Below are 11,809 nucleotides of genomic sequence, written 5' to 3'. Positions count from 1 at the left end.
CGCCCGGCATCCCCGCCGTGTTAGGCCGGGTAGATGGCGACCTCGGCGGCCTTGACCACAAAGAACACCCGCGACCCCGGTTGCAGCCGCAGTTCGGCCGTCGCGGCGGGGGAGATGTCCGCCGCCAGCCGCCCGGCCCGGATCCGGATGTGGTCGCCGTGCGGCTCCAGCTCTGTCACCGTCACCGGGAAGCAGTTGCGCGGGCTGCCCTGCGGGGGCGCCAAAAACACGGACACGGCCGACGGCGGGAAGGCCGCCAAACCCTCCGGCCCCGCCGCCGGACTACCGGTCCCCGCCGCCGGACTACCGGTCCCCGCCGCCGGACTACCGGTCCCCGCCGCCGCGGCCGCCCCCGCAAAGGCGCCGGTGAGGCGGCCGGCCACCAGCCCGGCGTCGGACGTCCGGACGCCGGCACCGGCCAGGGACCCGGCCAGGACATTGAGCCCGGCCAGGGAGGCGGCGAACGGGCTGCGCGGGTGGGCCAGGATGGCGGCGGTGGGCCCTTCCTCCACGACGCGTCCGCGGTCCATCACCACGATCCGGTCCGCGAGCATGAGGGCGTCCAGGACGTGGTGGGTGACGATGACGGCGCGCCGGCCGGCCAGCACGCGCTTGAGGAGGCTCCGCAGGAACGGTGCGCTGTTGATGTCCAGGGCGGCCATGGGTTCGTCGAGCAGGAGAAGTTCGGGGTCGGTGGCGAGCGCCCGTGCCAGGGCCACGCGCTGGGCCTGCCCTCCGGAGAGCTGCCCCGGCTTGCGCCCCGCGAGTTCGACGGCGTCGACCTCGCCGAGCCAGCGCCGCGCGGCGGCGTCGGCCCCGGCCCGGCCCCGCCCCTGGCTGCGCGGGCCGAAGGCGACGTTGTCCAGCACGCTCAGGTGCGGGAACAGCAGCGCGTCCTGGGCCAGCACCCCGACGCCGCGGGCATGCGGCGGCAGCCACTCCCTGGGGCTCCCGGGGCTCCCGGTGCGGAAGAGGGTCCGGTCGCCCAGGGTGGCGTGGCCGGCGTCGGGCCGCAGGAGGCCGGCCAGGACCTGCACCAAGGTGGACTTGCCGGCGCCGTTGGGGCCCATGACCGCAACGGTCTCGGACCCGCCGACGGTCAACGCGACGTCCAGGTGGCGCTCGGCGATCACAGCACTTAGCTCGAGCGTCATGGCACAGCCGTTTCGGCGGCATCGACGGCGGGCTTTGGCTGCCGCGGCGCCCGGTACGTCAGCGCAACCACCACCACCGCCACGGCGATGAGCAGGAAGGAGAGGGCCACGGCGGCGTCGGGGTCCGTTTCGCGCTGCAGGTAGATCTCCAGGGGCAGGGTGCGGGTGACGCCCTGCAGGCTGCCGGCAAAGGTGAGCGTGGCGCCGAATTCACCCAGGCTGCGGGCGAAGGACAGCACGGCGCCGGAGAGCAGTCCCGGCAGGACCAGCGGCACCGTGATCCGGCGCAGCACCGTGGACGGACGCGCGCCGAGGGTCGCCGCCACGGCCTCGTACCGTTGCCCGGCTGTGCGCAGGGTCCCCTCCAGGCTCAGGACCAGGAACGGCAGCGCCACGAACGCCTGCGCCATGACCACGGCGGTGGTGGAAAACGCGATGTCGATCCCCAGGACGTTCAGCGACTTGCCCAACAGGCCCTCGCGGCCAAAGGTGTAGAGCAGCGCCAGGCCGCCCACCACCGGCGGCACCACCAGCGGCAGCAGGATCAGCGCACGCAGGATCCGCTGCCCGGCGAACTGTGCCCTGGCCAGCACCAGCGCCAGCGGGACGCCGAAGATGATGCACAGGGCCGTGCTGGCGGCCGCCGTCTTCAGGCTCAGCAGCAGTGCGTCAAGCGACGATTCCGAGGTGATGAGGGGGATGAACTGGGCCCAGTTGACCTTGGCCACCATGCCCAGCAGCGGCACCAGGATGAACAGCGCCCCCGCCGCGGCGAGCAGGTACACCCAGCGCGGCACCGCATGGTAGCCGCCGGGCCGGTTACGGGGCCCCAAATCCGGCACTCCCGAGGACCTTCCGGCCGCCGGGGCCGGTGACCAGGGCGATGAAGGCCGCTGCCAGTGCCTGGTTCTTCGAGGTGGAGACGGCGGCGATCGGGTACTTGTTGACGGCGGGGCTGGCCAGCTTGAGCGGCACGGCCTTGACCTTGTCCCCGGCCGTGGTGGCGTCCGTGACGTAGACCAGGCCGGCGTCGGCCTCACCCGAGGTGACCTTGCCGAGCACGCTGGTGACATTGAGCTCCTCGCTCACCGGCTTGACGACGACGCCGGCCCTCGCCTCATTGCTCTTTGCGGCAGCCCCACAGGGGACCTGCGCGGCGCAGACCACCACTTTCACGCCCGGCTTGGCAAGGTCGGCGAAGGTGGCGATGTTGGCCGGGTTGCCGGGCGGCACCACGATGGTCAGCACGTTCGTGGCGAACACGGCCGGCGTGCCCTCCGCCATCTTGGCCTTTTCCAGTTTGGCCATGTTGGCCTGGTCCGCCGACGCGAAGACGTCGGCAGGGGCCCCCTGCGTGATTTGGCTGACGAGGGTGGAGGAGCCGTCAAAGTCAAGCGACACCTTGGTGCCGGGGTGGTCCTTCTCGAACGTCGCGGCCAGCTGGGTGAAGGTCTGCTTCAGCGATGCGGCGGCGAAGACGTTGAGGGTTCCTGAGAGTGCCCGCGTGCCTCCGGGGGCAGCGGTGGTGCCGGCGCCCGCGGCGCCCCCGGAACACGCCGCCAGCGACGCTGCGAGGAGGAGGGCGGCCGCGGCGGCGGCAGGAAGGCGGAACAGTTTTCTCATGCCTTGGCCCCTTGCGGAATCTCGATGATCACATTCGTGGACTTGACGACGGCGGTGGCCACGGAGCCGGGCTCCAGGCCGAGGTCGCGGACGGCCTCGCTGCTCATGAGGGACACCACCCGGAACGGCCCGCACTGCAGCTCCACCTGGGCCATGACCTTGTCCATCGTCACGTTGGTGACCAGTCCGACGAACCTGTTGCGGGCGGAGCTGCCGACGCCGGTGGGGTCCTCCGGCAGCTGGGACGCCGACTTGGCCGCGGCGGCCAGTTCCACGCCGTCTATGACCATCCGGCCCTGCTTGTCCTTTTGGCCGTGGAGGGTGCCGTTGTCCAGCCAGCGCCGCACGGTGTCGTCACTGACGCCAAGGAACCGGGCGGCCTCGGAAACGCGGATAAGTGCCATTTCACGAGTCTATATCCTCAAAAGCGGAAATTGTATGGTGATTGAACCGCAGCTGCTGCAGGCCAGCCGTTGCGGTTCGAGATCATGACGTCCGCTCGTTCCTCGCGGGCACAGGACGTTGTCGAGGCCCCGGGGCTGGCGCCCGGGGCTGGCCCCGGGATGGTCGTTGTGCCACGCCATGATCTGCCGGGCACCCGCCGAATACGGGCTGCGGGCGCCAAAGTCCGGCACGAACCGTTTGATCTTGGAGTTGTCGACGATGACGGAGTGGGACTTGCCGCCCGGCGGCCCGGTCCGCATGCGGTGGACGTCCGTCCAGCCAAAGAGCAGGGGCAACCTGGTGGGATCGCAGGTGTGGGAGGGCCGGGCCACCGTGACGGGAAAGTCGTCCTGACGGTATGCGGCGGTGAAAATGTCCGCGCAGGCGATCTTGTCCGGCGAGCACTGCCAGAACGGGTTGCGCAGCACCTGCCGGACGGCAGCAGGGTCGCGCCCCTCCGCCACCAGATGTTCGACGTCGTTCGGCACCGGTCGTTCGGCGCTGCTCGACCACCGGGTCTCGACGGTCTCGACCACCGGAGCTGGTGGTTGAAACCGCTCACCAGGCGTAGTCCTCCGGCGCGGTCCGTGGTCCGGGGAAGATCGCATCCAGGCGGGCCAGGGCCGCGTCGTCCAGGGAAACCTCCAGGGACCGCAGCCCGGCGCCGAGCTGCGCGGGGGTCCGCGGGCCGATGATGGGCGCCGTCACGGCCGGCTGGTGGAGCAGCCAGGCCAGCGCTACGTCGCCGGGCGCGTGGCCCAGCTCCGCGGCAAATCCCTCGAAAGCAGCAATGGCGTCGCGGTGCGCCTCCAGGGCCTTGGCGGCGCGGCCCTCGGATCGGCGCACGCCCTCGTTTTCCTTGGCCAGGACCCCGCCCAGCAGGCCGCCGTGCAGGGGAGACCACGGCAGGATCCCCAGTCCGTAGTGCTGCGCGGCCGGGATGGCCTCCCGCTCAATGCTGCGCTCCATAAGGTTGTAGAGTGACTGCTCGCTGACCAGGCCCGTGAAGGGGCGCCGGGCCGCGGCCTCCTGGGCGGCCGCGATGTGCCAGCCCGCAAAATTGGAGCTGCCCGCGTAGATGACCTTGCCCTGCTGGACCGCCGTGTCGACGGCCTGCCAGATTTCGTCCCACGGCGTGTCCCGGTCCACGTGGTGGAACTGGTACAGGTCCACGTGGTCCGTCTGCAGCCGCTTCAGGCTCGCGTCCAGGGCCAGGCGGATGTTGCGGGCGGACAGCTTGCCGTCGTTGGGCCACTCGCCCATGGCGCCGTACACCTTCGTGGCCAGCACGGTCCGCTCCCGCCGACCGCCGCCCTTCGCGATCCAGCGGCCCACGATTTCCTCGGTCCAGCCGCGGTGCCCGGCGCCCCCGTACACGTTGGCCGTGTCGAAGAAGTTCAGCCCGGCCTCATGGGCCTGGTCCATGATCAGGTGGGCGTCGGCCTCCTCCGTGTGCGGGCCAAAGTTCATGGTGCCCAGACAGAGGCGGGAGACGGACAGGCCGCTGCGGCCCAGATGCGCGTATTTCATTCCCGGGTGCTTCCTTCGGGGGAGTTGGCGAGGTGCGCAGGGCCCGGCGGCTGCGACCAGGTGGAGAGGAGCTTGAGGGCGTCCAGGGAAGGCGAGCCGTTCCGCGCCGTGTACAGGCGCAGGCTCTGGTCGGGGTCGTCCGGCAGGAGCAGGTGCTCAAAGTCGAGCTCCAGCTCGCCCACCAGCGCGTGGCGGAGCTTGAGCGTCCCCGACGACTTCCGGGCCACCCGGTGCCGCGCCCACCACTGCCGGAAGTCCTCGCTGTTGACGGCCAGTTCGCCCACCAGCGCGGTGGTGGCGGGGTCGCCCGGGTGCTTGCCGACGTCGGCCCTCAGCTCCGCCACGGAATCCGCGGCCGCACCGTGCCAGTCCCGGAACAGCACCCTGGCGCCGGGGTCCAGCATGATCCAGCGCGTGAAGTTGCGCTGTTCGCGGGGCATCGCGGCAAAGTCCGCAAGCAGCAGGCGCGCCATGCGGTTCGCCGCCAGCACGTCCGTCCTCCGGCCCAGCACGACGGCGGGCACGTCGCCCACCGCCTCGAGCAGCTGCCGCATCGACGCGCGCACGCGCTGGGCGGCAGGCGGGTCCGTGGGCTGCCCGCCGCAGTGTTCCAGAAGGTCGAACATGTGGGCGGACTCGGCCTCGTTCAACTGCAGCGCCCGGCCCACCGAGTGCAGCACGGAGCGGGACGGGTGGATGTTCCGGCCCTGCTCCAGGCGCGTGTAGTAGTCGGTGGAGACGTCCGCCAGCCGGGCCACCTCCTCCCGGCGGAGCCCCGGCACGCGCCGGGTGGTGTGCGTGGTCTCCGGGTCCGGCTGGAGCCGGGCACGCATGGCCGAGAGGAACTTGCCGAATTCAACGCTTTGACCCATGCCACCATTGTGCCCCGGTGCAACGTTTCAATCCACGGTCCGGGTAGGACTGCGGGACCTAGGATGGGCCCGCACCTGCTTGGCGGGTGCTTCCGGGCGGGTGCTGGCCTAGGCTGGGGGAAACCGCCTTCTTGGCGGGTGGCATGAAAGGAAAGAGTTGGACATGAGTGAATCAACCTCCCAGGCGACCGCCGTTCCGATGCTGGCGCTGAACAATGGCGTGCGCATTCCGCAGCTCGGCTTTGGGGTCTTCCAGATCCCGCCGGAGGACACCCGCGTCGCCGTGGGGGAGGCGCTGGCGGCGGGCTACCGGCACATTGACACGGCCGCGGCCTACCGCAACGAGGCCGGCGTCGGGGCGGCACTGGCCGAATCCGCCATCCCGCGCGAGGAAATCTTCGTCACCACCAAGCTGCGCAACGGCGAGCAAGGCAGCCCCCGGGCCGCCTTTGAGGCCAGCCGCAAAGCCCTGGGCCTCGACGTCATTGACCTCTACCTCATCCACTGGCCCGTGCCGTCGCAGGGGTTGTACACGCAGGCCTGGAAGGAACTTGAGGCACTGTATTCGCAGGGGCTGGTCCGCGCCATCGGCGTCTCCAACTTCCTCTCCGGCCACCTGGACACGCTGCTGGCCGGAGCGTCCGTGGTCCCTGCCGTCAACCAGATCGAGGCGCACCCGACGTTCCATCAGGCGGCACTTGCCGACAAGTCGCGCAGCCACGGCATCGCCGTCGAGGCCTACAGCCCGCTGGGCCAGGGCCGGGACCTGGACAGCCCGGTGGTGACAGAGCTGGCGGCCAAGTACTCCGTGACGCCGGCACAGGTCGTGCTTGCCTGGCACTTGGGGATCGGAAACATCGTCATTCCAAAGTCGGCAACCCCGGCTCGCATCCGTGAAAACCTCGCCGCCGCATCCCTCTCGCTCGCACCGGAAGAACTCGAGCGGATTTCCGCACTGGAATCCGGCCAACGGATCGGGGCGGACCCCGCGGTGGCGGCGTTTACGCAAATGTAGGAACGGCCAACGCGGCTGGGAAAGAATTCCCCGCGCCGGGCCCACAGGTGCGGCCGACCCGGTGCGGGCTTGCCAGCAGTGCTCAGAGCTTGTCGAAGTCCGCTTCGTCGACTGTGTCCGCTGCCGGGGCGATGGCCGGCTGTGCGGCAGGCGCGCCACCGGACTTGAGCGCCGCCAGGCGGGCCTCCACCTCGGCCTGCTCGCCCAGGTCCTCCAGGCTGTTGAACTGCGCGTCAAGGCTGGAGGAGGCAAGCTCGTTCTGGCCCCGCACCAGCGCCTCTTCGCGGCGGATCTTTTCCTCGAAGCGGCTGACCTCGCTCGTGGGGTCCATGATGTCGATGCTCTTGAGGGCGTCGTGCACCTGGGTCTGCGCCTCGGCAGTCTTGGAACGGGCGACGAGTTCATTGCGCTTGCTGGCGAGCTCTCCGAGCTTGCCCTGCATCTGTTGCAGGCCCGTCTTGAGCTTCTCCACCACGTCCCTCTGGGCGGCAATGTTGGGAGCCGACGCCTTGGCCTCATTTTCGGAGGAAATCTGTCGCTGCAGCGCGATCTTGGCGAGGTTGTCAAACTTCTGCGCGTCAGAGGCGTTGCCCGCCGCGCGGTACTCGTCGGCCTTGCGGCTGGCGGCCAGAGCCTTCGAGCCCCACTGCTGTGACGCCTTGATGTCCTCGTTGTAGTCGTCCTCAAGCATGCGCAGGTTGCCGATGGTCTGGGCCACCGCAGTCTCGGCCTCGGTGATGTTCGCCTTGTAGTCGCGCACCATCTGGTCGAGCATCTTTTCCGGATCCTCGGCCGAGTCCAGCAGCGAATTGATGTTGGCCTTTGCCAACTGTGCAATCCGGCCGAAAATTGACTGCTTTGCCATTCTTTTCCCCTTATTTTTACTGTTGAACATCATCCGTGCTTGTCTCGTAGTGCCTGGTCATTGGAACTGGTGGGAACGTCTCTTTCGAGTCTAGGTGCCTGCCGCGCCCAGTGCACGGCCGTGGCGGGGGAACTTGGCAGGAGCGCACGGCAGAACGCTAGAAGTTGCCGCCGCCGCCGCCAAATCCGCCCCCGCCGCCGCCACCACCGAAGCCGCCGCCCCCTCCGCCACCGAAGCCGCCGCCACCACCGAAGCCGCCCCCTCCGCCGAGCAGGCCGCCGATGATGCCGCCCAGGATCGCCCCGCCAACGCCGTTCATCCCGGAACCGCCGCGTCCTCCGTAACCGCCGCCGAAACCTCCGCCATCAAACCTGTCCACATCCTGCTGGGCGTACTGGATGGCCTGCCTGGCCAGGGACTGGGCCTGCTGGGCGTAGGTGAGCGAGTTGGCCGGGTCCTTGTCGGCAATTGCCATGGCGTAGTCCAAGTTCCGCCGGGCCTCCGACAGCCGGGTCCGGGCTTCGCTGCCGACCCCGCCGCGGCGGGCCGCGATGAAGTCCTCGGCGGCGGAGATGTGGGCCTGCGCGCCGGCCATGGCCTGTTGCAGGGAGGCCTGCGCGCGCAGCGCCTGCTGCTGCTGGTCACGGATGCCGTCGAGCAATTCGTCAAGCTGGCTGTGGGCGCCCTGCACGGCGGCCAGCAGGGCCACGGGATCGGTCTTGCCGCCCGCGCCCTGCGCCTTGGCGTCGTTGAGGACGGCCTCCGCGGCCGACACGGTGGGCGCGAACCGGGAAAACTGGGGTGAGGCAACCATGGACTTGGCGCGTTCAAGGTCTGTCAGGGCCTCCGGCAGTGCCGTCCCGAGCGTCGTGGCGGCGTCGTTGATGGACTTCTCGGTCTTGCCGATGGCTTCCAGCAGGACATTGCACTGCAGCAGCGCCTCCTCGGCAGCCTTGACCGAGAGCGCGGCGTTTGCGGTGTCGCCCGCGCCCAGCTTCGCGTCGGCGTCGTCCGCCGCCGTTCCCACAAAGGCCAGCCTCTCGGCGGCCTGCTTGACGTTGTCGCGCACGGCGGCCAGGGCTGATGCGGCGTACTTGCCGTCAAGGGCGGCCAGGGCCTGCTCGGAGGAGGCGACGGCGGAGCCGGACTGCGCCGCATCCGACCGGACCTTGGCCAGCACCTGCGGGGCCGTGCGCTCGAGCTCGCGGAGCTCGTCGAATGACTTCTTTTCCGCGTCCAGCGCCGCATTGGCTTCTTCGCTGCGCTTGATGATCTCGCCCAGCCACTGGCGCTGCTCGTCGATGGTGTCCGGGATTTCGTCGTCCAGCTGCTGCTGCAGCTTGAAGGACTCCGTCAGGTGGGCCTTGGCCTGGTCAAGGGCGGCCAGGTATGGCTTGACGGCGTCGTCGCCGTACGACGCCTGGGCAAAGCCGATGTCATGTTCGCTGTTCTTGATCGCGTCGTCCGCGGCAATCAGCAGCGAGCCGGCCTTGGAGCGCAGCTCGGCAATGGTCTTCCCGGCGTTCGGATCCAGTGCCTTGCCGTCGGGGCCGTAGCCCTTGGCCGTGGCCTCGGCCGCGGCTTTCCTGCGCCGGTTGCGGATGGCGAGGGCCGTTCCCGCTCCGCCAAGCACGACGACGCCGCCCACTCCCAGCGCCACGTACCCGCCCGTGGGGTTGGGCACGTTGCCGGCGCCGCCGCCGGCCGCATCCCCAAGAGCTGCGGCGCCGTCGATGGCGGCCTGGGCCCAGTTGCCGGAGGACAGTTGCGGCTTGATCGCCTTTGCCTGGATGTTCTGGTTCTTGGCGGCCGGGATCACGCTGGTGTCGGCCAGGAGTGCGTATTTCTTGTCCTTGACGGCAACCACCAGCAGGGCGTCGTTGGCCCCCAGCTGCTTGGAGTTGGCCACTTGGGTTCCCCAGGCCTGGCCGGTCATCCCGTCGAAGGAATCGACATACACCACAAAGAAGGTCAGGCCGTGGTCCTTGGAGAGCTTGTCAATGGCCGCCTGGACATCGGCCTTTTTGCCCCCGAGCACGTTGGCATTGTCCACAATGTAGCTGCCGGCAGGTATGGTCACGGGCGGTTCGGCCCGGACGCTGCCCGCCCGGGACGCGCCCGCCTGGACGCTGCCCGCCGCCTGGACGCTGCCCGCCGCCTGGGCCCCGGCCTGCGCCATTCCTGCGGGGAAAACCATGAAGGCGGCGAATCCCAGCACCGCGAGGAGTTGGGACATCGGCTTGTACCTTGAGAACATCGCTCACCTTTAGGAGTGCTGGACATGCAGGAGCATCGCTTGTGCGCCTCCTTGATTCTAGGTCGGAAATTTCCGCAGCGTCCACGCCTGCCTGTGCGGCGAGCCTGCCTCAGGGGCGGCCCCGGAGATGTCCCAGCCGGTGGTCCGCGACATAATGGAGGCTGGGAGTTCTTCACAGCTACCTTCCAGTGAACGTTCGTAAAGGCACCAGTCCTGCAGGCCAAAATGGATATCAATCAAAGGTCATCACAGGATTTGTTGAATGAAGGGAAAAGCTCATGAGTGAGAACATTGGCGGGGCAGGCAACCGCAACGAAGACGTCCCGGAAGGAACACCGCGGGAAGAATCCGCCGCGACGCCCGCATTCGACGCCCCGGCGCCGGCTCCCGGCAGCCGGCCTCCCTACCCGGGCACCAACGGCGCCCACGAGGCCGGCAGCGACGCGACCGAGCCCATTGCCCCGCTCCCCGCACCCGGTGGCCAGGGTGGCAGACAGCCGACCATGCCGATCCGGCAGCCCCCGGCGGACACGGCGCCCCACTGGCAGGCCCCACAGTCCCCGACGCCGCGGCCCCCGGCCGCCTCACCGTCAGCGGGGTCGCAGCCGGCACCCGGCTACGGCTGGCACGCGCCGCAGGGCCAGCCGGCCCACGGCGCGGCGGGTGGCCCCACGGAACACACGGAACACCAAGCAAACCCCGGCACGCATGCGGGGCCCGGGTACCCGGCGTCGAACGCGTACCCACACACGCTGTCCCCGGCCGTGAAGGTCCCCTCGAAGCCGCGCCGGAAAGTGGGCATGGGCCTGTTTGCGGCCAGCGTCATCGCCGCTGCCCTGATCGGCGGCGGCGCCGCGGCCGGGACGTCGTTCCTGATCGGCTCGCAGAATTCGGGCGTGACCGCGTCGTCGAACCAGCAGGCGGCCCCGCTGGTGGTCAACAACACCAACTCCGTCAACGCCGTGACGGCCGCCGCGGCCAAGGCCATGCCGTCCGTGGTGACCATCTCCGCCACCAGCGGCAGCTCCGGCGGGACCGGCTCCGGGATTGTCCTGGACACCGCCGGGCACATCCTGACCAACACGCACGTGGTGACCCTCGACGGCGCCGCGGCGCACGCCACCATCCAGGTGCAGACCAGCGACGGCAAGGTCTACGCGGCGACCGTGGTGGGCACCGACCCCCTCTCCGACCTGGCCGTGGTCAAGATCAACGCACCGAACCTGGTCCCGGCCACGCTGGGCGATTCGAACAAGATGAACGTTGGCGACACCGTCATTGCCATCGGCTCGCCCCTGGGCCTGAACGGCACCGTCACCGACGGCATTGTCTCCACGCTGAACCGGACCATCCAGGTGGCGTCCTCGGCCGTCCCGGCCACGCCCGGCGACGGGTCGCAGGGCCAGGGCGGCGGCGGCAACGGAGGATTCCAATTCTCCCCTCCCGGCGGCGGACAGGGCACCACCACGGCCACGGGGACGGTCAACCTCAACGTGATCCAGACCGACGCGGCGATCAACCCCGGCAACTCCGGCGGCGCGCTGGTCAACACGAACGGGCAGATCGTGGGCGTCAACGTGGCCATCGCATCCACCGGCAGCTCGTCCAGCTCCACGAGCCAGAGCGGCAACATCGGCGTGGGCTTCTCCATCCCCATCGACAACGCCAAGCGCATTGCCCATGAGATCATTGCCAATGGCAAGGCCACGCACGGCCAGCTGGGCGTCGCCGTCAGCGGCACCTCCGCCCTCGGCCAGGACAGCCAGTTTTCCGCCGGGGCCACCGTGGCCAGCGTGACCCCGGGCAGCGCGGCAGCCAAGGCGGGCCTGCAAAAGGGCGACGTGATCACCAAGTTCGGCGACCGCACCATCAGCGACGCGTCCTCGCTGACCGCCGCGGTCCGTGAGCAGGCCGGCGGGGCCACCGTCAAGGTGAGCCTCATCCGGAACGGCAAGACGCTGCAAAAGGACGTCACGCTGGACACCATGCCGGCCAGCTGACCTCCGGAACGGCCGGTTCCTGCCGCCGTTTCCGCACGTCCGCCCCGGA

Annotated in this window: 11 protein-coding genes; 2 read left to right on the top strand and 9 right to left on the bottom strand. The window is 69.6% G+C overall.

Features of this window, described 5'->3' with window-relative positions; all coding sequences use genetic code 11:
* Positions 1-20: 20 nt before the first annotated feature.
* Genes G6034_RS19120 through G6034_RS19090 form a run of 7 tightly spaced genes read right to left on the bottom strand, consistent with a single transcriptional unit; the run spans position 21 to position 5,623 of the window.
* Complete coding sequence (locus G6034_RS19120; protein WP_176636690.1) at positions 21-1,154, bottom strand: sulfate/molybdate ABC transporter ATP-binding protein; 1,134 nt, start codon at positions 1,152-1,154, stop codon at positions 21-23.
* Entirely contained in the window at positions 1,151-1,996 is an 846-nt protein-coding gene (locus tag G6034_RS19115) for an ABC transporter permease (protein WP_343038167.1), read from the bottom strand. Before G6034_RS19115 ends, G6034_RS19120 begins: the two co-directional genes overlap by 4 nt.
* Positions 1,974-2,777 (bottom strand): molybdate ABC transporter substrate-binding protein, encoded by an 804-nt coding sequence (modA, locus tag G6034_RS19110; RefSeq protein WP_176636689.1) that lies wholly within the window; start codon positions 2,775-2,777, stop codon positions 1,974-1,976. Before modA ends, G6034_RS19115 begins: the two co-directional genes overlap by 23 nt.
* On the bottom strand, positions 2,774-3,181 hold the full coding sequence (locus G6034_RS19105; RefSeq protein ID WP_176636688.1) for a TOBE domain-containing protein: 408 nt from the start codon (positions 3,179-3,181) through the stop codon (positions 2,774-2,776). The genes modA and G6034_RS19105 overlap by 4 nt, the downstream gene beginning before the upstream one ends.
* A gap of 9 nt (positions 3,182-3,190) precedes the next feature.
* The gene (locus tag G6034_RS19100) at positions 3,191-3,757 is read right to left on the bottom strand and encodes a hypothetical protein (RefSeq protein ID WP_176636687.1); all 567 of its coding nucleotides are present in this window, start codon (positions 3,755-3,757) and stop codon (positions 3,191-3,193) included.
* 22 nt (positions 3,758-3,779) lie between these two features.
* On the bottom strand, positions 3,780-4,751 hold the full coding sequence (locus G6034_RS19095) for an aldo/keto reductase (RefSeq protein ID WP_176636686.1): 972 nt from the start codon (positions 4,749-4,751) through the stop codon (positions 3,780-3,782).
* The gene (locus tag G6034_RS19090) at positions 4,748-5,623 is read right to left on the bottom strand and encodes a helix-turn-helix transcriptional regulator (protein WP_176636685.1); all 876 of its coding nucleotides are present in this window, start codon (positions 5,621-5,623) and stop codon (positions 4,748-4,750) included. The genes G6034_RS19095 and G6034_RS19090 overlap by 4 nt, the downstream gene beginning before the upstream one ends.
* Positions 5,624-5,786: 163 nt before the next feature.
* On the opposite strand from G6034_RS19090, the gene G6034_RS19085 reads away from it, so the two are divergent.
* Positions 5,787-6,638 (top strand): aldo/keto reductase, encoded by an 852-nt coding sequence (locus G6034_RS19085; protein ID WP_176636684.1) that lies wholly within the window; start codon positions 5,787-5,789, stop codon positions 6,636-6,638.
* Positions 6,639-6,720: 82 nt separating this feature from the next.
* Here the strand turns inward: G6034_RS19085 and G6034_RS19080 are convergent, their stop codons facing one another.
* Together G6034_RS19080 and G6034_RS19075 are read right to left on the bottom strand one after the other, a co-directional pair.
* Entirely contained in the window at positions 6,721-7,503 is a 783-nt protein-coding gene (locus G6034_RS19080; RefSeq protein ID WP_176636683.1) for a PspA/IM30 family protein, read from the bottom strand.
* Between the two features lie 157 nt (positions 7,504-7,660).
* Positions 7,661-9,739 carry a TPM domain-containing protein gene (locus G6034_RS19075; protein WP_176636682.1) on the bottom strand — a complete coding sequence of 693 codons (2,079 nt, stop codon included), beginning with the start codon at positions 9,737-9,739 and terminating at the stop codon, positions 7,661-7,663.
* A 299-nt stretch (positions 9,740-10,038) separates the two neighbouring features.
* On the opposite strand from G6034_RS19075, the gene G6034_RS19070 reads away from it, so the two are divergent.
* Positions 10,039-11,760 carry a trypsin-like peptidase domain-containing protein gene (locus G6034_RS19070; RefSeq protein WP_176636681.1) on the top strand — a complete coding sequence of 574 codons (1,722 nt, stop codon included), beginning with the start codon at positions 10,039-10,041 and terminating at the stop codon, positions 11,758-11,760.
* Positions 11,761-11,809: the final 49 nt, after the last annotated feature.

Source organism: Arthrobacter wenxiniae (assembly GCF_013376105.1).
GTDB lineage: Bacteria > Actinomycetota > Actinomycetes > Actinomycetales > Micrococcaceae > Specibacter > Specibacter wenxiniae.
This window is presented reverse-complemented; position numbering and strand designations above follow the sequence as displayed.